The 21,917-nt window shown below is 72.2% G+C and carries 20 protein-coding genes; 10 read left to right on the top strand and 10 right to left on the bottom strand.

The window, feature by feature from the left end:
- Positions 1-25: 25 nt before the first annotated feature.
- On the bottom strand, positions 26-1,237 hold the full coding sequence (locus ACQP1P_RS24165; protein WP_433089716.1) for an acetyl-CoA C-acetyltransferase: 1,212 nt from the start codon (positions 1,235-1,237) through the stop codon (positions 26-28).
- Positions 1,238-1,866: 629 nt separating this feature from the next.
- On the bottom strand, positions 1,867-2,670 hold the full coding sequence (locus ACQP1P_RS24160) for a class I SAM-dependent methyltransferase (RefSeq protein WP_433089714.1): 804 nt from the start codon (positions 2,668-2,670) through the stop codon (positions 1,867-1,869).
- 121 nt (positions 2,671-2,791) lie between these two features.
- Here ACQP1P_RS24160 and ACQP1P_RS24155 point away from each other — a divergent pair, with 121 nt between their 5' ends.
- Positions 2,792-3,457: a winged helix-turn-helix transcriptional regulator gene (locus ACQP1P_RS24155; RefSeq protein ID WP_433089712.1), complete on the top strand. Its 666-nt coding sequence runs from the start codon at positions 2,792-2,794 to the stop codon at positions 3,455-3,457.
- Positions 3,458-3,467: 10 nt separating this feature from the next.
- Here the strand turns inward: ACQP1P_RS24155 and ACQP1P_RS24150 are convergent, their stop codons facing one another.
- Positions 3,468-4,586 carry an acyltransferase family protein gene (locus ACQP1P_RS24150; RefSeq protein ID WP_433089709.1) on the bottom strand — a complete coding sequence of 373 codons (1,119 nt, stop codon included), beginning with the start codon at positions 4,584-4,586 and terminating at the stop codon, positions 3,468-3,470.
- Positions 4,587-4,670: 84 nt separating this feature from the next.
- On the opposite strand from ACQP1P_RS24150, the gene ACQP1P_RS24145 reads away from it, so the two are divergent.
- The 4 genes from ACQP1P_RS24145 (at position 4,671) to ACQP1P_RS24130 (ending at position 10,877) form a co-directional block, all read left to right on the top strand.
- On the top strand, positions 4,671-5,510 hold the full coding sequence (locus ACQP1P_RS24145) for an SDR family oxidoreductase (protein ID WP_433089708.1): 840 nt from the start codon (positions 4,671-4,673) through the stop codon (positions 5,508-5,510).
- A 24-nt stretch (positions 5,511-5,534) separates the two neighbouring features.
- Positions 5,535-7,190, top strand: a complete 1,656-nt coding sequence (locus ACQP1P_RS24140) for a cation:proton antiporter (protein WP_433089706.1) — start codon at positions 5,535-5,537, stop codon at positions 7,188-7,190.
- A gap of 547 nt (positions 7,191-7,737) precedes the next feature.
- Positions 7,738-9,078, top strand: coding sequence for a CaiB/BaiF CoA transferase family protein (locus ACQP1P_RS24135; RefSeq protein ID WP_433089704.1), 1,341 nt, complete (start codon positions 7,738-7,740; stop codon positions 9,076-9,078).
- Positions 9,075-10,877 (top strand): hypothetical protein, encoded by a 1,803-nt coding sequence (locus ACQP1P_RS24130; RefSeq protein WP_433089702.1) that lies wholly within the window; start codon positions 9,075-9,077, stop codon positions 10,875-10,877. The genes ACQP1P_RS24135 and ACQP1P_RS24130 overlap by 4 nt, the downstream gene beginning before the upstream one ends.
- Positions 10,878-11,056: 179 nt before the next feature.
- Here the strand turns inward: ACQP1P_RS24130 and ACQP1P_RS24125 are convergent, their stop codons facing one another.
- Positions 11,057-11,494: an endonuclease domain-containing protein gene (locus ACQP1P_RS24125; protein ID WP_433089701.1), complete on the bottom strand. Its 438-nt coding sequence runs from the start codon at positions 11,492-11,494 to the stop codon at positions 11,057-11,059.
- 504 nt (positions 11,495-11,998) lie between these two features.
- On the opposite strand from ACQP1P_RS24125, the gene ACQP1P_RS24120 reads away from it, so the two are divergent.
- The 3 genes from ACQP1P_RS24120 (at position 11,999) to ACQP1P_RS24110 (ending at position 15,215) form a co-directional block, all read left to right on the top strand.
- Complete coding sequence (locus ACQP1P_RS24120) at positions 11,999-13,420, top strand: hypothetical protein (protein ID WP_433089699.1); 1,422 nt, start codon at positions 11,999-12,001, stop codon at positions 13,418-13,420.
- Positions 13,421-13,657: 237 nt separating this feature from the next.
- The gene (locus ACQP1P_RS24115) at positions 13,658-14,002 is read left to right on the top strand and encodes an RNA polymerase-binding protein RbpA (RefSeq protein WP_223092257.1); all 345 of its coding nucleotides are present in this window, start codon (positions 13,658-13,660) and stop codon (positions 14,000-14,002) included.
- Positions 14,003-14,222: 220 nt separating this feature from the next.
- A complete protein-coding gene (locus ACQP1P_RS24110; protein ID WP_433089697.1) occupies positions 14,223-15,215 on the top strand; it encodes a pentapeptide repeat-containing protein in 993 nt (330 codons plus the stop codon).
- Between the two features lie 314 nt (positions 15,216-15,529).
- Here ACQP1P_RS24110 and ACQP1P_RS24105 read toward each other — a convergent pair whose 3' ends face one another.
- Complete coding sequence (locus tag ACQP1P_RS24105) at positions 15,530-15,874, bottom strand: STAS domain-containing protein (RefSeq protein ID WP_433089695.1); 345 nt, start codon at positions 15,872-15,874, stop codon at positions 15,530-15,532.
- A gap of 128 nt (positions 15,875-16,002) precedes the next feature.
- Here ACQP1P_RS24105 and ACQP1P_RS24100 point away from each other — a divergent pair, with 128 nt between their 5' ends.
- Both ACQP1P_RS24100 and ACQP1P_RS24095 read left to right on the top strand, forming a co-directional pair.
- Entirely contained in the window at positions 16,003-17,610 is a 1,608-nt protein-coding gene (locus tag ACQP1P_RS24100; RefSeq protein ID WP_433089693.1) for an MFS transporter, read from the top strand.
- 545 nt (positions 17,611-18,155) lie between these two features.
- The gene (locus ACQP1P_RS24095) at positions 18,156-18,695 is read left to right on the top strand and encodes a DUF1062 domain-containing protein (RefSeq protein ID WP_433089691.1); all 540 of its coding nucleotides are present in this window, start codon (positions 18,156-18,158) and stop codon (positions 18,693-18,695) included.
- 84 nt (positions 18,696-18,779) lie between these two features.
- Here ACQP1P_RS24095 and ACQP1P_RS24090 read toward each other — a convergent pair whose 3' ends face one another.
- The 5 genes from ACQP1P_RS24090 to ACQP1P_RS24070 form a co-directional block, all read right to left on the bottom strand.
- Entirely contained in the window at positions 18,780-19,145 is a 366-nt protein-coding gene (locus tag ACQP1P_RS24090) for a hypothetical protein (RefSeq protein WP_433089689.1), read from the bottom strand.
- Positions 19,146-19,302: 157 nt separating this feature from the next.
- Entirely contained in the window at positions 19,303-19,977 is a 675-nt protein-coding gene (locus tag ACQP1P_RS24085) for a GNAT family N-acetyltransferase (protein ID WP_433089688.1), read from the bottom strand.
- Between the two features lie 174 nt (positions 19,978-20,151).
- A complete protein-coding gene (locus tag ACQP1P_RS24080; protein ID WP_433089687.1) occupies positions 20,152-20,709 on the bottom strand; it encodes a hypothetical protein in 558 nt (185 codons plus the stop codon).
- Positions 20,710-20,774: 65 nt separating this feature from the next.
- The gene (locus ACQP1P_RS24075; RefSeq protein ID WP_433089685.1) at positions 20,775-21,404 is read right to left on the bottom strand and encodes a uridine kinase; all 630 of its coding nucleotides are present in this window, start codon (positions 21,402-21,404) and stop codon (positions 20,775-20,777) included.
- Positions 21,401-21,910: an FxsA family protein gene (locus tag ACQP1P_RS24070; RefSeq protein ID WP_433089683.1), complete on the bottom strand. Its 510-nt coding sequence runs from the start codon at positions 21,908-21,910 to the stop codon at positions 21,401-21,403. Before ACQP1P_RS24070 ends, ACQP1P_RS24075 begins: the two co-directional genes overlap by 4 nt.
- Positions 21,911-21,917 lie beyond the last annotated feature (7 nt).

Below are 21,917 nucleotides of genomic sequence, written 5' to 3'. Positions count from 1 at the left end.
ATGATCTCCACGTCGCTCCCCCGGTTCACAGTCGCTCGACGATCGTCGCGATACCCATGCCGCCACCGACACACATCGTGGCCAGTCCGTAACGCTCACCGCGGCGCTCGAGCTCGTCGACGAGCGTGCCGAGCAGCATGCCGCCCGTCGCACCGAGTGGGTGACCCATCGCGATCGCGCCGCCGTTGACGTTGACCTGGTCCAGCGCGAAGCCCATGTCCTTGGCGAAGTGCAGCACGACGGCGGCGAACGCCTCGTTCATCTCGACCAGGGCGATGTCGTCGACGGTCAGACCGGCCTTGGCGAGGGCCTTGCGGCTGGCCGGGGCGGGGCCGGTGAGCATGATGAGCGGGTCGGCGCCGCTGACCGCCGCCGAGACGATCCGCGCCCGCGGGGTGAGGCCGTGCTCACGGCCGGCGGCCTCGCTGCCGACCAGCACCAATGACGCTCCGTCCACGATCCCGGACGAGTTGCCGGCGGTGTGCACGTGATCGATGCGCTCGACCCAGTGGTACTTCTGCAGCGCCACGGCGTCGAACCCGCCCAGCTCGCCGATGTTGGCGAACGACGCGGGCAGGGCGCCGAGCCCGTCCATCGACGACTCGCGGATGTGCTCGTCGCGGTCGAGCACAACGAGCCCGTTGCGATCACGCACCGGCACCACGGAACGGGTGAAGTAGCCGCCCGCCCACGCCTTCGCAGCGCGAGTCTGCGACTCCAGGGCGTAGGCGTCGACGTCCTCGCGGCTGTAGCCGTCCATGGTCGCGATGAGGTCGGCGCCGATGCCCTGCGGCACGAAACTGGTGGCCAGGTTGGTCTCCGGGTCCATCGCCCAGGCGCCGCCGTCGGAGCCCATCGCCACGCGGGACATGGATTCGACGCCGCCGGCGAGGACGACGTCCTCCCAGCCCGCGCGCACCTTCTGGGCCGCGATGTTCACCGCCTCGAGCCCCGAGGCGCAGAACCGGTTCAGCTGCACGCCGGCCGCGGTCTCCCCGAGCCCGGCGGCGATCGCGGCGATGCGGGCGATGTCGGATCCCTGGTCGCCGATGGGCGAGACGACGCCCAGCACGACGTCGTCGATCCGTTCGGGATCGAGACCGGGATTGCGCCGGCGCAGCTCGTCGATCAACCCGACGACCAGCGAGATGGGTTTGACGCCATGCAGCGAGCCGTTCTTCTTCCCCCGGCCGCGAGGCGTGCGGATGGCATCGAAAACGAAAGCCTCAGTGCTCACCTACCGAAGAGTAACTAACGGTGCCCGCCAGGCACCAGGGCATCCCGGCACGGGCACCGTCAACCATCCGCGAATTGATCATCACGATCCGCACGGGGGTCCCGTGCTCAACGTGTGGACGTTCGCCCGGATCGACGCAGTCTTGTAGATGCACGGCCGCATTCCCCGCGAAGCCTCGCGGAGCGAGCCCGGGCGTGCGGGTTGTGTACGGCTGGCGTCCAGGTGGCGTCCACCTTCTCGGGCGAGACCCGGGGGTCCCAGCGAGGTCGCAAGCAGGTGCACACGGTCGGTGGCGAGCGCCGGAGGACGTCCGCGGCGCCTGAAGCCATCGCACCCTGCGGCTACCTGGTCACCCACGGTCTCTCGTGCGACACCATCGGGGCAGCCGCTCCCGGCGCAGCTCCGGCCGGCCCCGGTGGGGATCACCCGGCGTCGGGGACGCGGTTGCAGTTACCCCTCGACGCCGGGCACGCGATGGTCCTCGCCCTTGACACCGCGGACCTGGCTGGGCGGTCCCCTCCGGCCGAAGGCCATCGGGACCGCCCATTTGTCTGGCGGGAGCGACGGTCCGCAACTGACGCGGGCCCGAGCCATCTGCTTTTGATGCCTTTCGAAGCGACCCGGCCGCGTCACGCTCGGCGGGCCGTGAGCAGCAGGTACTCCCACTCCATCGAGCCGTCGGGCGCCCGGAACCGGGCTGCGAGCTCGTCCAGCGCCGCGTCGATCTCGGCGGTGCGGGCCGGGTCGTCGGCGTGGAGCCGGTAGACGGCGAGCGTCGGGCCGTAGTTGCGCTTGAAGTACTCGCGGAATCCGTCCGGCTCCGCGAAGCGCTCGACACGCACCGTGCGTGTCTGCGCCCGCACGGATTCGACCCGATCGCCGAGCAGCGCCCGGACATGGGCCTCGTCACCCCACAGTGGCGCCGGCTGCGCGCCGGGTGGCGGCGGGGCCGCGAACGGCTTCATCGCCCCGAACAGTTGCCCGACGAACCCGGCCGGCGTCCAGCTGATCAGCCCGATCGTCCCGCCCGGCCGGCAGACCCGGACGAGTTCGTCGGCGGCCGCCTGGTGGAACGGCGCGAACATGACCCCGACGCAGGAGATCACGCAGTCGTACTCGACGTCACCGAACGGCAACGCCTCGGCGTCGGCCTCGGTCCAGGTCAGCTTGGCGCCCTGCTCGCCGGCGAGCCGCTGCCCGATCTCGAGCAGGCGGGGCGTGAGGTCACTGGCGGTGACGTCGGCGCCGGCGAGCGCGGCGGGGATGGCGGCGTTCCCGGTGCCGGCGGCGACGTCGAGCACTCGCTGCCCCGGCCCGATGCCGCAGGCCTCGACGAGGATCGGCCCGAGGCTCGGAATGATGTCGGCGGCCACGGCCGCGTAGTCCCCGGAGGCCCAGATCGCACGGTGTTTGTCCTTCAGTGGCGTGGTCATGAGCGCACGCTAGGTCGACGCCGAGTGAGCGAACTAGTACTAGATCTGTATCACCACTCGCTGCGACACCTTCGAGACAGAACCCTGACCGGTCGGTGACCGCGGCCCTACGCTGCGGGTCATGGGTGCGGGCTACTACCAGTTCTGCCCGGTGGCGAAGGCGATGGAGCTGCTCGACGAGCGCTGGACGATGCTGGTCCTGCGCGAGCTGATGGCGGGCAGTGACCGTTTCAACGACCTGCGTCGGGGCCTGCCGCGGATGTCCCCGGCGCTGCTGTCGAAGCGGCTGCACACACTGAGCGTGGCGGGGCTGATCCGCAACGTCGAGGGCCGGTACGTGCTGACGGCCGCCGGCCTCGAGCTGGCCCCGATCGTGCAGGCGATCGCGGTGTGGGGTGTGCGCTGGATCGGCGAGCTCGGCGACGCGGACCTGGACCCGAAGCTGCTGCTGTGGGACATGCACCGCCAGGTCGACCACGACGCGGTTCCGGACGGCCGGTCGGTGGTGCGCTTCGAGTTCACGGATGTGCCGGACCCGATGCGGTCCTGGTGGATGGTGATCGCCGCCCGCGAGGCCGACGTGTGCGACGCGGACCCCGGCTACGAGGTCTCGGTGACGGTGCACGGCTCCCTGCGCCGCCTGACCGAGGTCTGGCGCGGCGACGTGTCCTGGCAGCACGCCCAGCGCGACGGTGGCCTGCGTGTGCTCGGGCCGGAGCACCTGCGCCGGGCGCTGCCGGCGTGGTTCGCTCTGCATGCCTGGACGAGCACGGTCCGCGCCCACTGACCCCGGGTTGTCACCGGCTCGCCGCCGATGCCGAGGGTTGCGACGGTGTCACCGTCGGTGCCGGGGGCTGCTGCTCGTACCGATGGAACAGTGCCCGGCAGGCCAGCAGGACGAGCGCGAACACCGGCAGCCACACCACGCGGGCGGCCAGCCACCACGGCCCCGCCGGCGCGGTGTGCAGCCCGGCGAGCGGTCCCGGCACGAGCAGCGACACGGCCAGCAGCGACGTCTGATGCCACAGGAAGATCGTCATCGCGGAGCGGTTCACCGCGGTCACAGCCCGCCACGGCCGCTCGCGCAGCATAACCCGGCGCAGCATCGGCATCAGCAGGAGCGCCAGGCCGCACTGGGCGATCCCGAACGTGACGGCCGCGAGCGTCGGCGGGTTCAGGTTGGAGATCCCCTGCCCCGGTACGCCGACCATCGACACGGGGTAGCCGAACCAGCGCACCAGCACGACCGTCGCCACGAGGCCGCCGGCCAGCATCGCCCATGCGCTCGAGCGGGACCGGAACGCGCCGCGGGACCAGGCCGCGCCGAGGCAGAATGGCACCAGCCACCCGGCGGCGAGATTGATCCAGCCGGTCCAGGCCGGCGCGCCGAGCCCGAACCGCCCGAGGTCCACGAGGACCACCACGACGAGTGGCCACGCCGGATGCAGCCGCCCGACGATCGGCTTCGCCATGGTGAGCGCGGCGAACACGAGCAGGAACCACAGCGGCGACGCGACCAGCTTGAGCACCGTGTGTGAGCGCAGCGCGGCGGCGAGGCCGCCCGGCTCGACGTACGCCCACAGTGTCGCGGCGATCACGATGACGCTCCAGACGGCGACGAGCACGACGACGGGCCGGAACAGCCGCTGCAGGCGCGCGGACAGCCAGGCCCGGTGACCGGGGCGTGCGCCGACGGCGCGCCGGGTGGCGACGAGCCCGCCGACGAAGAAGAACAGCGCCAGGGTCTGGAACAGCCACGACGCCGGGGCGAGGGCCGGGACGGCGCGCAGAGGGCTGGCGACCCTGACCGTGCCGTCGTCGACGACGAGGGCGGTGACCAGCCAGTGGCCGAGCACCACGCCGAGGATGGCGACGGCGCGCAGAGCGTCGACGGCGCGGTCACGTGCGGTTGTCATGGCGGGACGGTAGGAACGCGACACGTCCGGTCACGTCACGCCACGGAGCGATCTGCGCGTACCTCTCCGGTACTACTTATGCCCATGGCGCGAATCCTGATCACCGGAGCGACGGGCTGCCTGGGGCAACGGGTGGCGGCGCTCGCCGTCGCCTCCGGCCACACCGTGCTCGGCACCCACGTGCGGCCCTGGATCGACGCGGTGCGCGGCGGCGCCGGCCCCGCGATCAGCCCGATCCGGCTCGACATCCGCGACCGGGACGCGGTCCGCGACGTCGTCGATGCCGTCGAGCCGGACCTGGTGGTCCACACGGCGGCCGGGCGCGACCGCAACGACTGGGTGACGAACGCCGACGGTGCCGCGAACGTGGCCCTGGCCTGCGGCGACCGGGTCCGGCTGGTGCACGTGTCCAGCGACGCGATCTTCTCCGGCCGCGCCGGGCGCGAGTACACGGAGGCGGACCGGCCGGACCCGATCTACCCGTACGGCGCGGCCAAGGCGGCGGCCGAGACGGCGGTGCGGGCCATCGCGCCCGGGGCCGCGCTCGTGCGCACGTCGCTGATCGTCGGCTACGGCAACGGCGGCCACGAGCAGCTCACGTACGACCTGATCGCGGGGCGGGTCGACGGCGCGCTGTTCACCGACGAGATCCGCAAGCCGGTGCACGTCGACGACCTCGCCGACGCGCTGCTGGAGATCGGCGCCGGCGACTTCCACGGAATCATCCACGTCGCCGGGGCCGATGCGGTCAGCCGGTACGACCTCGGCGTCCTCGTCGCCGAACGCGACCGGCTCGACGTGGACAAACTGCGTTCCGCGAGCAGCTCGGGACGGCCCGGTGACATCCGGCTCGACACCGGCCTAGCGGCGAAGCTCCTGCACACCCGGTTACGTGGCGCACACGAGTTCATGCGCGCGGGCTGACCCACCCCATTAGGGTGATCACTCGTGAACGGTGTCCAGTTGCTGCTCATCATCCTCGGCGGCATCGCGGTATCCGCGTTCGCGCACCGCAGAGGGGTGCAGCCCGGGCTGGTCGTGGTCATACTGGCCGCGGCGGCGTCGTTCCTGCCCGGGGTACCGCGGCTGGAACTGGACAGTGAGCTCATCCTCGCGGTGGTCGTGCCACCGCTGCTGTACTCCGCGACCCGGAACGCGTCGTTCTCCGGATTCACGCAGAACCTGCGGCCGATCCTGACCCTGGGCGTGACGCTGGTGGTGCTGACGGCGGGGGTCGTCGGGCTGGTCGGGAACTGGTTGATGCCGGTGCTCGGGCTGCCGGCGGCGCTCCTGCTCGGGGCGGTGCTCGCCCCGCCGGACACCATCACGACCGTCTCGCACGGTGACGAGCTGGGGCTACCGCGGCGGGTGTCAGCAATCCTCACCGGCGAATCACTGGTCAACGACGCTACGGCGTTGACGCTGTTCGGGTTGGCCGCGGCCGCGGCCGGGGCCGAGGAGACGCTGTTCGACAACGCGTTCGGGCTGTTCGCGTACACGGCGGTGACCGGCCTGATCATCGGCGCGGTGTTCGCGGTGATCGCCCTGTGGCTGCGGCCGCGGCTGCACAACACGGTGCTGGAGACGTCGCTGGCGCTGCTGCTGCCGTTCGCCGCGTTCCTGACCGCGGAGCAGATCCACGCCTCGGGCATCCTCGCCGTCGTGTGCTGCGCGTTCCTGTTCAGCGCGAACACGACCCTGGACCCGCAGCACCAGTACCCCGGCGCGCATCGCACCCGGCTGCAGGAGGACGCGGTCTGGCCGGTGCTGGACTTCCTGCTCGAGACGTTCGTCTTCGCCTACATCGGCCTGCAGCTGCGGTTCGTCATCTCCGATCTCGCGCACGCCTCGGCGAAGCCGGGCCTGACCATCACGCTGGTAGCCAGCGCGGTACTCCTGGTAACGGTGATCGTGTTCCGACTCGCCGCGGTGTGGGTGATGTTCCGGTGGTGGGACCTGCGCCACCGTGCGTTCGTGCGCCGGATGGAGACGGATTCCCGGTTCCGCGAGAAGGTCACGCGGCGTGCGCAGGCCCGGATGCAGGGTCGTCGCCGCCGGCACCAGTCGGCGGGCGAGTGGCAGGGCCCGCTCGGCGCGCCGACGCCCCGCGAATCGTGGATCGTCGGCTGGACTGGCATGCGGGGCATTCTGACCCTCGCGGCGGCCGCGGCGGTCCCGCCGATGCTGCACAACGGCGAGGAGTTCCCGGGCCGCGACGCGATCCAGGCGATCGCGCTGTTCGTCACCCTCGGCACGCTGCTCATCCAGGGCACCACGATCCGGGCCCTGGTCCGCCGCCTGAAGATCGACACGAACGGTGAGCGCGAACGGGCGAAGGCGTTGCTGGAGCGGGGCGAGGCGCTCATCTGGGCGACGGTGACGCCGGGTAAGGCGCCGAGCACGGAGGACTTCGACGCGCAGCGGACCCTGGTGGTGAACGCCGTGATGCGCGGGGAGCTCGACGACGACACCGCGAAGACGCTGGTCCACGACATCGACCTGCATCAGGCCGCCGAGACGCATCTGGCGCGGCGGGAGGCCGAGCACGCTCCAGCTCGCGCTGAAACCGCACGGACTGCGGGGATCCGGCGCGGCCGGCCTTGATTGCGGCGGCCGAAGCCGCACACGACGATTGCGGTGGTGAAGCCGCACACGGACGCCTTGCAGGGAACCAGCACGACCCGCCGGCCCGGTTCGGCGGTGGCGGTCCAGGCCTTGGTGACGTCGGCGAGCGTAACGGCGACCAGGTGACACGAGGATTGCGGTGGCGAAGCCGCACACGCACGCCTTGCAGGGAACCACCAGGACCCGCCGGCCTCGTTCGGCGGTGGTGGTCCAGGCCTCGGTGACGTCGGCGAGCGCGACGGTGCCCGGGTCGACCGGGCGACCGGGTGACCGGGTGCCGCCGCGGCTCTCGACCGGGTGGCCGGGTGACCGGGTCGACCACGAACGTGCCGGCGGCGATCTCGGCGGCGAGTGCTGGCAGTTCGGCGACGATGTCCCGCGGCGGGCGACGGCGAGCACCCTCCGAGCGCGAGACGGGCCCGGTGCTGGGCTGGGCACCGGGCATCCGCCGGACGTGTCCGATGTGTGGCGACGACGCACCCGTGCCGTTCGCACTCGCCGAGTGATCGACCGGTACCTTCCTCGCATGAGCGAAGGACCGCTGCGCGGTGTGCGCGTCGTGGAACTGGCTGGAATCGGCCCTGGCCCGTTCGCCGCGATGCTGCTGGCCGACCTCGGCGCCGACGTCGTGCGCGTCGACCGCCCCGGCCCAGCCTCGCCGATCGCCCCGCCGCCCGCCGGCGACCTCACCAACCGCGGGAAACGGTCGGTAGCCGCGGACTTGAAAACCCCCGAGGGTGTCGAGCTCGTCCTGTCTCTCACTGAGCGTGCCCACGTGCTCATCGAGGGTTTCCGGCCCGGGGTCGCCGAGCGGCTCGGGGTCGGCCCCGACCAGGTGCTCGCCCGCAGGCCTTCGCTCGTGTACGGCCGGATGACCGGCTGGGGCCAGCAGGGGCCGCTCGCCTCGTCGGCCGGGCACGACATCACGTACCTGGCGCGGACCGGCGCCCTGCACGCCATCGGCCGCGCCGGCGGCCCGCCGCAGGTGCCCGTGAACCTGCTCGGCGACTACGGCGGCGGCGCCTTATACCTCGTCGTCGGCATTCTCGCCGCCCTGCGATCGGCCGAGGCGACGGGCCGTGGCCAGGTCGTCGACGCGGCGATCGTCGACGGCGCCGCCCATCTGAGCCTGATCCTGCACAGTCTGCTGTCGGCCGGCCTGTGGCGCGACGAGCGCGGCGTGAACCTGCTCGACACTGGCGCGCCGTTCTACGACGTGTACAGGACCGCTGACGATCGGTATGTCGCCGTGGGCGCGCTGGAGCCTCAGTTCTTCGCCGACCTCGTCGCCCGCCTGAACCTGACGGACGCCCCCGACCAGTTCGACGTGGCGCGCTGGCCGGAGTTGCGCGCCCGCCTGACGAACGCGTTCGCCGAGAAGACCCGGGACGAGTGGGCGGTGGTCTTCGACGGCACCGACGCGTGCGTGGCGCCGGTCCTGTCACTGACCGAGGCCCCGCAGGACTCACACCTGGCCGCACGGGGCACGTTCATCACGGCGGACGGCGTCACCCAGCCGGCCGTAGCACCGCGCTTCACACCCTGGCTCGGCCCGCCCGCGACCGCCACGGCACCGTCGGCGACAGCCACCGTGCCGCCGCCGGCGACCACCGCCACGGCACAGCCCGCAACCACCGCGCCGCCGTCGGTGACAGCAGCCGTCCCGCCGTCCGCGACCACCACTACACCGCCGGTGACCGCCGCCGTCCGGCCGTCGGCGACCGCGGCCGTGCCACCGTCCGCGACCACCACTACACCGCCGGTGACAGCTGCCGTCCCGCAGTCCGCGACCACCGCGCCGCCGTCCGCTCCTCCGGTGCCGGGCCAGCACACCGCCGAGGTGCTCGCCGACTGGGGCGTCGCGTGACGCTGCGCCGCTGGTGGCCCGTGCTCCTGATCGTTCCCGCGTTCGTGCTGTTCCTGGCGTACCTGCGGATGTCCCGCGCCGTGACGGTCAACAGCGACGGCGCGAGCAACGCCCTCCAGGCCTGGGATCTGTTCCACGGCAACCTGCTGCTGCGCGGCTGGACCCTGTCCGATGTGTCGTTCTATCCCACGGAGCTCATCCAGTACGGCCTGATCCAGCTCGTCACCGGCGTGACCACGGACCAGATCCACATCGCCGCTGCTCTGTCCTGGACCCTGGTCGTCTGCCTCGCGGCGTGGCTCGCACACACCGTAGTCGCCGCGAAGCCCAACGCATCCGTTTCCACGGCACTCCCACCCGCACCACCACACTCACAGCCGGCGACCCCCACCGCACCCGTCACCGCCGGCCCCGATGAGCCGACCACGCCAACCACTACCCGCGACTCCCCCAGCCCGGCGAGCACGTCGCCCACGGCCACCGCGTCTTCATCGGATCCGCCCGGCGGCGCCACCGCGGACGGTGGTCCTGTGTCGCCGCTCGGCCGGCTGAAGGGCGCACTGGTCGGCGGTGGCTGGCTGCCCGTCGCGATCGCCGTCGCGATCGTGGTGCTCCCCGCCCCCGGTTACAGCTACCAGACCCTCCTGTCGTCGCCGAACCACACCGGCTCCGCCGTCCCGCTCCTCATCACCTGGCTCCTGATCGACCGGGCCCGTGACCGTCCGTGGCTGCCGTTCGCCGTCGCGATCGTCCTCGCCTGGGGCGCGATGGGTGATCCCCTCATCACGTTCGTCGGCGCGGCCCCGCTGATCGTCGTCTGCGCGTACCGTGCTCTGCTCGCCCGCTCGGCTCGCGGGCCCGACGCACGGCTGGCCGCGGCCGGCATCGCGTCGGTCATCCTGTCCCACGGGGTCCTGTGGCTGATCGAACGGCTCGGCGGCTTCCGCGCCCCGAAGCCGCCGATCGAGTTCTCGCCGTTGGAGGCGTGGCCGGACCGTGCCCACGCCGTCACCCGGATGATCGGCATCCTGTTCGGCACCGTCCGTCCCGGCATCCAGGCGCCCTGGGTCGAGACGACGCTGCAGCTGGTACGGCTTCCGGGCCTGCTCCTGGCGATCGTCGCCGTGCTGGTCACCGCGGTCGCGGCGCTGCGCGGCACCGCGGACCGCGTCGACGCGATCCTCGCCGCCGCCATCGTCTGCGACGTGGCTGCCGAGATCGTCTCGACGCTGCCGAGCGACCTGATGGCGACCCGCGAGGTCGTGCCGGTCCTGCCGATGGCCGCGGTGCTCGCCGCGCGCGTGACGACCCGCTGGCTGCGCGGCCCGTCTCCGACGCCCCTGCGCGTCCGGCTCCGCGTCGCGGCCCAGTCACTGTCCGCTGCGGTCCTGGCGGTGCTGCTCGTCGGGCTCGCCGGTTACGTTCCGCCGCGCGCGGCGCCGGTCGAGGGTCAGGAGGCGGCGGACTGGCTGCGGAGCCGCGGTCTGCGGTACGGCCTTGGCTCCTATTGGGTGTCGAACAACATCACGGTCGGTACCGGCCGCCAGGTGACGGTGGTGCCGACGCTGAGTGGTGACGGTGAGTTGCTCGGCATGTGCTGGCAGACGCATACGGACATGTTCGACCCGGCGAAACACGACGCTCGGTTCGTGCTGCTGGAGAAGCAGCGCCCGTTCTACGGCACGCCCGAAGACGTGGTGACTCAGTACGGGCCGCCGGTCGAGCGCAAGGACTTCGACCTGTACGTGATCTTCGTGTATGACAAGAACCTGCTCGAGGACTTCACGCCGACCTGCTGACATGCGGTGTCGGCCGGTGGCGCGGGGTGTGTCGGCCTTCCGCACCTCCGACCAGGTCGTCAGCGCGCTGTTCGCGTTGACGTTCTGGCCTGGCATCCGACGCGTGCCGGACGGCGGCCTTCTGCGTGTCCGATCGGCACGCGGGATGTTGCCGGTGACCCTGGAGGCGTGGAAGGCCGCTAGGACCGGTTGCCGCGTAGGTACGCCGTTGCGCGTTCGACGAGGGCAGGGTTCTGTTCGATCGCGTTGACGAGGAGATTGCATCGCTGGCAGAGCAGTCCTCGCATGGTGCCGGTCCGGTGATCCCGGTCGACTGTCAGGCGTCGTGGCCGGCCCTTGTACGTCGCGACCTCGACGGTCTCGCACAGGGCGCACAGTCCGTCCTGTTCGGCGAGTTTGGCGGCGTAGTCCTCGGGACGGATGCCGTGTTCGGTGCGGAGGACCTGGCGGTGGGCTTCGGCGCCGCCGGTCTCCGCGTATCTGCGGCGTCGTGCGTTCAGGGTGCAGGTCCGGCAGTCGGGCCGGTAGCCGCCGGCGCGGACCGTTGACGGGTTCTTGTAGAACTCGGTCACGGGTTTGGTCTCGCCGCAGGTTCGGCACTCTTTCGTCACGGTCACCAGCCAGAAGGTCGATTGGACCGGACCATGTTCGTACGCGGGCCCGGCGATCGCACCTTGTCTCGTCGGGCGCGTGTGTGGGGGAAGGCGCCGGCATCGGGTTGTCGGTGGCTCGGCGGTCACCACGGTGCGGCGGTCTGCAGCCGCCCCTGTCCGTTGTCGTTCCCGTCGTGGCGGGGGCGGACTGCTCATGAGTTGGCTCGGTGTTGACCGGGCCATCCAGTCCGGTGCCGGGCCGGACCGGAGCTGCGGCACGCCGAAGTGGTGAGGCGTTCGTGGATCGCGATCGGGGGCTGCGGGTCTCCCCAGGCGACGAGGTTTCTCATCGTCCGTACACCAGACCGGCAATCTCACGTCGCACATAACCGTCATTATGGTGTATGGGCCGATCCAAGGTTTCCGGCCCTCTCCGGGCCGCCGTCGGGGGATTATTGGATTACTGATAATAGCAATTCGATAATTCGGCGTGTCCGGCTGAGCTGCGGCGAAAACGTCGCCTACGCTGTGCCGGTGACTGAGTCTCGGATCGACGTACGCGTCGACGCCAATGGTGACGCCGGCCGTGAGTGGGTTGTCGAGGATCACGGCGGCGACGATCGGCCGTGTGCGTACTGCGGGCGGCCGGTCCCGCAGCGTTCCGCGGCCGGGCGGCCGTTCCGGTACTGCCGGGACAACGACGGCGAATGCCAGCGCAACGCACGCAATGCGCGGATGCGGCAACGGACGTCGCCGGGGCTGACGGGGCAGGTCGCCCGGGCGTTCGAGATTGCGGAGCGGCTCGATCAGGCGCTCGGCGACCTCGTCGAGGCGCTGCACGCGGAGGTGTCGACGTCCGGGATCGAGCGGCAGGTTGCCGAGGCTCGCGCGGAGGCGGCGGCCGGCCTGGTCGCGGCGCACGCCGAGCGCGACGACGCCCGGGAGGAGACCCGGCGGGCGCGGGCGGCGCTGCAGGAGGCGCGGCACGAGGCGGAGCGGTATCGGGTCGAGGCCGATTCGGCGCATGAGCTCGCGATGGCCAAGCACGGCGAGCTGCTCGAGGCTCAGGCGCAGCGGCAGGCCGCGGAGGACGAGACCGAGTTCGTGCGCGGTGAGGCGATGGCGCGCGTCGCGGAGGTACAGCAGCGGCTTGATGCCTCGGAAGCTCGGGCCCGGCGGGTCGCCGAGGAGGCCGAGGAGCACGGACGCCGGGTTTCGGCGGCGGCGGACGCGAAGGTCGCCGCGGCGCAGGAGGAGGCGGGGCGGCAGGTCGCCGAAATTCGTGCGGCCACGGAGGCCCGGGCGGCGGAGCTGAAGGCGGCGGCCGAGCAGGCGATGGCGGAGGCGCACGCGGCCGCGGAGGCCACCGTGACCGAGGCGCGGGCGGTGATGGAGCGGACCGTCGCCGACGTGCGGGCCGCCGCTGAGCGCTCGATCGCCGAGGCGCGTGCGGATGGTGATCGAAGGGTCACGGAGGCGCAGGAGTCGGCGGAGGAGCTGGTCGCCGCGGCGCGGGAGGCGGCGGAGCGGTCGATCGCGCAGTACCGGGAGATGGCCGACACGCTCGGTGCGGAGCGGGATGCGGCGCGCCGGGAGGCGGCGACGGAAGCGGCGCTGCGGGCGGAGGCCTACCGGGAGCGTGACGCGGCCCGTGACCTGGCCGGCAACGCTCTCCGGGAGCGTGATGTGGCGCACACGGCAGTGGAGCGTGCGTTGCGTGAGGGTGCGGACACGGAGGGGCGTCTGCAGCGGCGTCTGGATGCGGAGGGCGCCCGGGCGGCCGGTGCGGAGGCGGCGTTGATCTCCGCACGTGAGGAACTGGTCCGTCTGCGGGCGGAGGCGGATCGGGCGCACGCCTGGGCGGATGACCTGCGTGACCAGGTGACACAGCTCACGGCGGCGCTCACCCGGCTGACCGTGTCGGGGAGTACGCCACCGGCCGGCGGGTGAGAAGCGTCAACCACCCGGGTGACCTGCCGAAACTACAAACGGTGAGCCGCGCCGACAAAACGGCCGATGTGGTCGATCATTGAAACCCAACGTAAAATCAGGGTACCGACCCGGCGACGAACCTACCGCAGCGCCGGGTGGGTCGTGTAATCTGCCCGCCCGCGGTGGGAATCGTCAGACCACGTGGCGTCGTTGGTTACAGCGAAGCGCAACACGATTCGAAGGGGAAGACCAACCATGGGCGAGCGCATGCTGCGCGGCAGCCGTCTCGGAGCCGTCAGCTACGAGTCCGACCGCAACACCGAGCTGGCTCCGCGTCAGACCCGTGAATACCTTTGCGCCAAGGGGCACCAGTTCGAGGTTCCGTTCGCTGTCGACGCCGAGGTCCCGATGACCTGGGAGTGCAAGTTCGACGGCAGCGTGGCGCGGCTGGTCGACGGCAGCGAGCCCGAGCAGAAGAAGGCCAAGCCGCCGCGTACGCACTGGGACATGCTGCTCGAGCGGCGCACCATCGCCGAGCTCGAGGACATCCTCAACGAGCGTCTCGAAGAGGTTCGCCTGCGCCGCGGTCGTTCCGCGTAACCGCTTCGATCGTCGTCGAAAGCCCCGGCCGGGTCGGCCGGGGCTTTTCGCCGTCTCCGGCCCGGAGTCGGATGTGGCGTTGCGTCATGTGTCGCGGCGCTCGGGTCGCAGCACGTGGGGCGGTTGGGACATCTCCGGTTGCCGTGGGTGCCCGGGCGGCCGTCATGATGTTGCGGCGGTCTGTGTGCGCGGTACCGTCGGGCCGGGACAGGAAGGGACCATGAACCCAGAGCTGCGAGCCGACTGCTCCAAGTGTTTCGGCCTGTGCTGTGTCGCCCCGGCGTTCTCCCGCTCGTCCGACTTCGCGATCGACAAGCCGGCCGGGCACGCGTGCCCGAACCTGGGCGAGGACTTCCGGTGCGGGATTCACACGCGGCTGCGGGATCGCGGGTTCACCGGCTGTACGGTCTACGACTGTTTCGGTGCCGGGCAGCATGTCGCGCAGGTTGTCGCGGCGGGCCGTGACTGGCGGGCCGATCCGGCGTCGGCGCCGCGGATGTTCGAGGTGTTCGGCGCGGTCCGGATACTGCATGAGCTGCTGTGGTACCTCACCGAGGCGCGCTCGCTGCCCCGGGCCGCGCCGCTGGCCGAGGAGTTGGATGACGCCCTGTCGTCGACCCGGTCACTGCGCGATGCCGCGCAGGAGCTGACGCCGGAGGTGGCGGAGCGTCACCGGGAGCGGATCGCGCCGCTCCTGCGTGAGGCGAGTCGGCTCGCGCGGGAGCACGGTGGTGGCGCCCGGAATGGCGCCGGCCCGCGTGAGCAGGGATCAGGGAAGGCCGGGAAGCCTGCCGGGCGCGGCGGTGGCGGTGAGCGTGGCCTGGGCGGGGCGGCGGCCGGTGCCGGCGCGGCTGGTTCGGCCGTGCGTGGCGGCGGTGGTGATGGTGGTGGTGGTGGCGGCGGTCGTGATCGCCGGGGGCGGCGGGCGGTGCCGGTGCTCGGGCGGCAGTTGATCGGGGCGAAGCTGCGCGGTACCGATCTGCGCGACGCCGATCTGCGTGGGGCACTGCTCATCGGGGCCGATCTGCGTGGCGCGGATCTGGGCAACGCCGATGTGATCGGGGCGGACCTGCGTGGTGCGGACCTGTCCGGGGCCGATCTGCGTGGCACCTTGTTTCTGATTCAGTCGCAGCTGGACGCGGCGGTCGGGGACGCCTCGACGAAGGTGCCGGCGCGGCTTCATCGGCCGGCGCACTGGCCGAGCGGTGAATGACCCCGCTGGCCGGCTTCGGCACCAGTCGGGGAGAGCGCTTCGCGCCGCTGGCGGTTTCGTCGCGGCCGTCGCGGATCGCCGGCGGTGAGGCCATGGCCGCCAGGTCGGCGGCGGCTGCCGGTGCCGGGCCTGCGGGAGGTCACCTGGCCGGTTGTGCGGGCCGCGACCGGGATCATGCCGCACGCCGGGCTTCCCGGTGAGCCGGGAAGGGACCTCGACGTGGGAGGGCGCCGCAGAGCTACGGGGAGTCCGCGCCGTGAGCTGCCCGGCGATGCTGTGTGCTCGCGTGGCGCGGCCGTCGGGCCGGCCGACGGTTACACGGCGGGGGCGGGCTGGAGTGCTTCGGTGACGGTGGCGTGCACGGGGATCGGGCCGGTCAGACCGACCGTGCGTAACAGGCGGGCCAGGAACGGCGATGGGGCGGCGAGGCGCAGAAAGCCTCCGGCGGCGGCGCAGTGATTGCGGGCGTACGCGAAGGTGCCGAGGCCGATCGAGTCGCAGAAGTCGACGCCGGCGAGGTCGACCACGACACGTGTGTGGCCGGCGTCGAGGAGCTGGTGCATGGCGTCGCGGAGTGCGGGGGCGGTGTTGATGTCGATCGCGCCGTGGATGCTCACGAGGGCGATGTCGCCGTCACGGTTGGTCACTGCAATATGCATGACCAAATCCTGCCTGGGTTCGCTACGTTCCGCAGCATGGCAGGTACCCGATCGGGTGATGGCGGGTGAGTGCGGCTCGGCTGCTGATCGCCGCTGCCCTGGCGCGTACCGCGGACTCGGGGGCCGGGGTGGTGATCGTGCTGGCGTCGGTCCGCCAGTTCGGCGGTCCGGCGCAGGGTTCGCTGGTCCTCGCCGTGTTGCTGGTGCCGCATCTGCTCGCCGGGCCGTTCGTCGGTCTGGTCACCGACCGTGCCCGGCATCCGCGGCTGGTGCATGCGGGGTTCGTCGCCGGGTTCGGTTCGGCCGTCGGCGGCATCCTGTCGTTGATCGGTCACGCGCCGCAGCCGGTTGTGCTGGTGCTGGCGCTTGTTGCCGGCTGCTGCGGTTCGATGATTTTCGGGGGGCTTTCGAGTCGGCTCGATGATGTGGTCGCGCCGGCGAATCGGTCGCGGTTTCGGGGGCTGGACGCGGCCACGTACAACGTGGCGGACATCTTCGGGCCGGCGGCGGGGGCGGCTCTCGCGGTGTCGGTGGGGGTGCCGGTTGCGGCGGTGGTGATCGCGGCGGCGTGTCTGTGTGCGGCGGGGTTGTTGCTGACGGTGCGGGCGCTGCCGGTGGTGGCCGGGGGTGCGGAACCGGGACGCAGCGTCGAACCGGCGGTGACCGAGGTGGCGTCGGTTGGCGTTGCCGGGGCTGAGCACGCGTCCGGTGCGGTGCGGGGCGGGGTTGACGCGGTGGCTGCCGCTGGAGGTGATGGCCTTCACGCGCCGGCCGCCGGAGGGCGCGGTGGGGTCGCGGTGCCGAGTGCGGGAGGAAGCGGCGTTGGGGCGTCGGCTGCCGGAACGGGTGGCGGGGCCGGGGTGCCAGCCGTGGGAGGTACGGGCGTGGGTGAAGCGTCGGCGGCCGAAAGAGGTGGCGGGGCGGGGGTTCCGGCGGCTGGAAAGGCCGGTTGGGGTGACGCGTCGGCGGCCCGAAGCGCCGGAAGAGGCGGAAGAGGCGGAAGAGGCGGCGCGGGTGACGCGGCGGGTGCTCGAGGAGGCAGCGGGGCGTCGACCGGTGCGGCAGATGGCGAGGTCGAGGGGCGGGCTGCCGGAGGTGGCGGAGAGGCCCGGGGGTCGTTTGTCGAGGATCTGCGGGCCGGGTTCCGGGCGATCGTCGTCTCGCCGCCGTTGCTCGCCGTCACCGCCGCTACCTGTGTCGCTACGTTCGGGCACGGGATGATGGCGTCGATCGCGGTGTTGCTCGGTGTGGCGCATGGGCATCCGGCCGGTGGTGGGCTGCTGGTGACGGCGATCGGGGTCGGGGCGCTGGCCGGGTCGTTGGTGATGGCCCGGTGGCCGCTTCGGGTGGCGCCGCATCGGGTGGTGTTCGTCTGCCTGACCGGGGTCGGGCTGGCCGTGGTGCCGCTGGTGCCGGGCTGGGTCGGGGTCGTGGCGCTGTTCGCGGTGGTGGGGTTGTTCGACGGGCCGTTGTTCACGTCGGTGCTGCAGGTGCGGTCGAATGAGGCGCCGGCGCGGGCGCGTACGCAGGTGTTCACGCTGGGGTCGGGGGTGAAGCTGACGGCGGCGGCGGTCGGGGCGGCGGTGTTCGCGGGGCTCAGCGGGTGGCCGTTGTGGGTGTTGGTGGTGGGGCTCGGTGGGACGCAGTTGGTGGCGGCCGCGCTGGGAGTGGGGTTGCTGGCCTGGCGGCGTCGCTCGCGGGCCGGTGCTACGGGTGCGGTGCGAGCCGGGCGCTAGCGGGCCGGTGCTGCGGGCGGGCCCCGGGCCGGAGTTCGGGCCGTGAGACACGGGCACCGCTGCGGCCCGAGCCGGGCCGCCGAAGAAGAGCAGCCCAACGGTTCCCGATGAGCGGTGCCTTCACCGCCTCAGCAGACGGGAGTGGCCGCAAGACGAGCCGCACATCGGACGGGAACGGGCGCAAGACGAGCCGCGCATCGGACCGGAACGGGCGGATGCTCAGGGGCAATTGGACGGGGAACGGGCGGAAGCCCACAGGGGATCAGACACGGGGCGGGCGAAACCGTTTGAGGCATTCGGGCTGGTTGCCATAGCCTGGCTGCCGTCCGTTGGTGTGAAGACAAGTGTGAAGGCAGAAGGACGAAACCGCGTGACGCCGCCTGCTCTCGAGGCCTGACACCCTCTCCGTGCTCTGACAGCCGACGTCTGCGTCGGTGTTGCCGGGCTGCCCTCGTGCGCCTGGTCGTACGGCGTTCGGGGCCGCGCCTGATCGGCCTCGGGTCAGGTCTTGAGAAAGATCCTCAATGTCTTCACAACCTCATATCGTGCTGCCCTGGGTCGTTCGCCGGACCCGGCTGCCGCTGCTGTGTCTGCGGTGCGTCGACTGCCGCTCGGAGTCGGCCACGACCGGTGCGGGGCGGTTCCGGGTCAACGCCAACGGCAAGCTCCTCGACGTGTGGCTGCTGGTCCGCTGCGTGTCGTGCGATCGGACGAGCAAGCTCACGGTGCATGAGCGGGTGCCGGTCGGGTCGCTCGATCCGGCGCGGTTGCACGGGTACCACGTCAATGATCCCGGCCTGGTGGCGGTCACGCTGCTGGATCCGCTGCTCCTGCGGCGTCACCGGTGCGCCCTCGACTGGTCGGATGCGTGGGAGTTGGTCGCCGCGCCGGTGGTGCCCGGTCTCGAGTGGCCGGTCCGGGTCGCGGTCGTCTTCGAGGATCCGGTGCCGGTGCGGCCGGAGCGGCTCATCGCCCGCGGGCTGGGCATCAGCCGTGGTGCGGTGTTGCGGCGGGTCAAGTGTGCGATTCCGCTGCGCCGGACGACGTGCTCCGGGTTCGCGTTCACCGTGCTGGCCGGGGACTGATCGCGGCGCGTCCGGGCGGCCTCCCCGTTCGGGGGGGGCGCCCGGACGCATGGCCGCGGTGGCGTGAACGCTGCCGTACTCGTCCTACCGGTGGCCGCGGCGGCCGTAGTCCTTGGCGATGAGCAGCCAGGAGCCGCGGCGGCCGTTGAACCCGGCGACGCACGTGCCGTCGTCGAACCGGCCCTGCCGCTCGCCGACCCACGCGAAGAACTGGCAGGTCTTCTTGGTGTTGTAGCGGCCGGCGATCCAGGTCCGGACGTGGTCGCGGCGGCCGTTGCCGTTCCAGTTGCCGTTGCGGTCGCCGTCGTGGTCGTGCGGGCCCGGCTTCGCGGCGGTCGCCTGGCTGCCGGCCTCGGTGGACGCGCTGGCGGCCGTGGCGGTCATGCCGAGGACCGCGCCGGCGGTCAGGGTCATGGCGCCCAGGGCCAGGATTCGCTGTGCGTTTCGCATCGTGACTCCCCCTCGTGTCGTGATGACGCGATCACACTATGTAGCGAAAGGCCGCAAATCTCGCGAAACACATCAACCGTTCAGCCAGAGACTGGACGCCGTGTAGTCACCTCATCACGCTGAGCGTGTGGTTTCGTCGCGATGTGCGCGCACGGCGTCAGGCGGGCGGGCGGCGGGTGGGGCGGGTCAGGACGGTTCCGCCGGCGGTGAAGGGCTTGCGTCCGGCCGGGCTGAAACCGCACCGCAGGTAGGCGTTCAGGGCGGCGGTGTTGCCGCAGGCCAGTTCGAGTTCGACGGTGTCGTGGCCGTGGTCGCGGGCCCAGGCGGTGACGGCGTCGGCGAGGCGGGCGGCGATGCCGTGGCCGCGGGCGGCGGGCACGACCCACATGCTGATCAGATGGGTGGTGGCCGGGTCCGCGGCGGCCACCCAGGCCCCGGCGATGCCGAGCGGCACCACACACCCCGGCAGGTCGCGCCGACCGTCGCCGATGCCGAGCGGCACCACACACGCCGATGGGTCGTGCCGGCCGCCGGGCACCACATACCCCGGCGGGTCGTGCCGGCCGTCGCCGGTGCCGGGCGGCGTTCCGAGGGCCGGCGGGTCGTGGCGGGCGGCGCGGGACGGGGCTGAGACGCGGGGCCGGGACGGCGGGAGGGGGCCGAAGGCGGTGAAGAAGGCGCCGCCCGCGGGCCAGGTGCGCCAGTCGGCCTCGCCGCGTTTGGCCTCGCGGGCCCAGGTGCTGGCGAACGCGTGGGGACTGTCCTTGAGGGCGCTGAGCCGCAGGTCCCGTTTGAGTTGCCATTCGCCGGGTGTCAGTGGGCGTACTTCCACGGGAATGAACCTTCCCAATTCACCCGCGGAAGGGCAAGAGGGATTCCGCCCTACGAAAAGCCCCGCACCGGCGGCGTCGCGCTGCCGCGGCGACAGCGCGGTCCGTGGCGAACGACGGCCGGCCGCGGACCAGAAGAGGGCCGGCCGCGGACCGGGAGAAGGCCCGCGGCCTGCTCAGGTGACGGCGCGGTCCGTGTCGAGCTGCTGCACGACCGGCCCGACGAGCTCCGACAGGTCCCGGACGAGCACGGTCACGGCCCGCGCGGCCGCGGCGACCACGTCCTGCGGCGCGGCGTCCGGGTCCGGCGTCTCCGGCAGCCCGTCCAGCGGCAGCGGCGCCTCGATGAGCAGGGTGGTGCGCACGTGCGGATACCGGCTCAGGTCCCGGTCGGTGGGCGGCACGAACTGCCCGAACAGTTCGGGCCAGCCGCGCCACCCCCGGTCCCGCCACCACGCCCGGGTGCTGGTCAGCTCGGCGGGCAGCGGCGAGACGAGCTCGACCCGGGCGGTGAGCCCGCCGTCGAACGGGTTCCGGCCGCAGGTCGCGGACAGTACGCGCCGGTGCCAGCGCACGTAGCCGGGGTCGAGGATCGGCGGGGTCGCGAACGTCCACGCGGTGCACGCGAACGTGACGGGGGCGATGTCGCCGAGGCTGTAGGCGAAGGCGTTCGGGGCGGACGCGACCAGGCGCTCGTACCGCTCGTGGTCGCGGTCCAGCCAGAACGTCTTCACGCCTCCGACGGTAGCCGCTGACCGCGCCGCCGCCAGCCCCGTCCGCGCAGAGCCGAACCCGCAGCTCAGAGGGTGGTCACGAGCGCCGGGTGGGCGGGGTCGTCGGCGCGTACGACGACGTCGGCCTGGTATTCGGGCATGACCTCGTCCCGGTAGCGGCCGTACGCGGGCAGTGTCCAGGCCAGGTCGGCGGGCAGCCGCCGGGTGAGGGCGGCGTCGCTTTGCATGAGGTGTACGGCGACGTCGAAGTCGAGGCCGGCGCCGAGGAGGAACACCCCGGACACGATCACGACCCCGTGCGGCGGGATCTCGGTGTAGGCGGCGCGGGTGGCCCGGTCCAGCACCGGGTCCCACAGCGACGGCAACACGCGGCCGGTGCCGCCGGGCCCGGCGGGGGTCAGCACCTCGCGGGTGAGGGCGCGCAGGTCGAGCCAGTCCTCGTAGTAGGCGTCGGGGTTCGTCCGGCCCCGTTCGAGGCGCAGCGACGCCGCGCGCAGGAACCCTCCGGCGGGCACGTGCAGGGCGTAGACGCCGGCGTCGTGCAGGACACCCGCGACAGCCTCGGCGAGGCCGGCGCCGCCGGCGGTGGGTGCCCCGTCGACGGCGACCCGGGCCGGGTGCGTCCCGGCGGCGGCGCGGGCCCGTTCGGCGAGGTCGACGGCGAGGGCGGCGACGGTGACCGGGGAGGCCTTCACCGGGCCGGCGGGTCGACGATCTCGCCCTCGACGACGTCGCCGGTGACGCTCGGGGTGTCGCCGGGGGCGGGGGTGGTGACGGGGCCGCGTTCGGCGCGCACGACCCGCGGGCCGAACAGGTCCCCGGCCGCGGCGGGTGAGATGCGGCGTTCGGCGACGCGGCGGACCTGCCGGCCGGTCAACGCGCGGACCGGCGGCAGGAGCAGCAGCAGCCCGGCGGCGTCGGTGATGAACCCGGGGACGATGAGCAGCAGCGCGCCGATGAGGCCGGTGAGGCCGTCGGAGACCTCACCGCCGGCGGGGCGGCCGTCGGCGAGGGTGGTCCGGAACCGCCGCCAGGCGCGGACCCCCTCGCGTTTGACCAGCATGAACCCGAGGATCATGGTGGCCACGCCGATGACGATGGCCAGGCCCCAGCCGATCGCCCGGGCGACCAGCACGAACACGGTGATCTCGGCGATCACCAGCAGGAACGCGCCGATTGCCGCCCAGCCGAGCCCTCGCATCAGTGCC

The sequence above is a fragment of the Dactylosporangium sp. CA-052675 genome (assembly GCF_050947935.1).
GTDB lineage: Bacteria > Actinomycetota > Actinomycetes > Mycobacteriales > Micromonosporaceae > Dactylosporangium.
This window is presented reverse-complemented; position numbering and strand designations above follow the sequence as displayed.

Bases quoted from the DNA above. Each gene is read 5' to 3' on its own strand.
- ACQP1P_RS24160 (WP_433089714.1), bottom strand. From the start codon at position 2,670: ATGACCACGCCACTGAAGGACAAACACCGTGCGATCTGGGCCTCCGGG.
- ACQP1P_RS24155 (WP_433089712.1), top strand. From the start codon at position 2,792: ATGGGTGCGGGCTACTACCAGTTCTGCCCGGTGGCGAAGGCGATGGAG.
- ACQP1P_RS24150 (WP_433089709.1), bottom strand. From the start codon at position 4,586: ATGACAACCGCACGTGACCGCGCCGTCGACGCTCTGCGCGCCGTCGCC.
- ACQP1P_RS24145 (WP_433089708.1), top strand. From the start codon at position 4,671: ATGGCGCGAATCCTGATCACCGGAGCGACGGGCTGCCTGGGGCAACGG.
- ACQP1P_RS24135 (WP_433089704.1), top strand. From the start codon at position 7,738: ATGAGCGAAGGACCGCTGCGCGGTGTGCGCGTCGTGGAACTGGCTGGA.
- ACQP1P_RS24115 (WP_223092257.1), top strand. From the start codon at position 13,658: ATGGGCGAGCGCATGCTGCGCGGCAGCCGTCTCGGAGCCGTCAGCTAC.
- ACQP1P_RS24110 (WP_433089697.1), top strand. From the start codon at position 14,223: ATGAACCCAGAGCTGCGAGCCGACTGCTCCAAGTGTTTCGGCCTGTGC.
- ACQP1P_RS24105 (WP_433089695.1), bottom strand. From the start codon at position 15,874: ATGCATATTGCAGTGACCAACCGTGACGGCGACATCGCCCTCGTGAGC.
- ACQP1P_RS24090 (WP_433089689.1), bottom strand. From the start codon at position 19,145: ATGCGAAACGCACAGCGAATCCTGGCCCTGGGCGCCATGACCCTGACC.
- ACQP1P_RS24070 (WP_433089683.1), bottom strand. From the start codon at position 21,910: ATGCGAGGGCTCGGCTGGGCGGCAATCGGCGCGTTCCTGCTGGTGATC.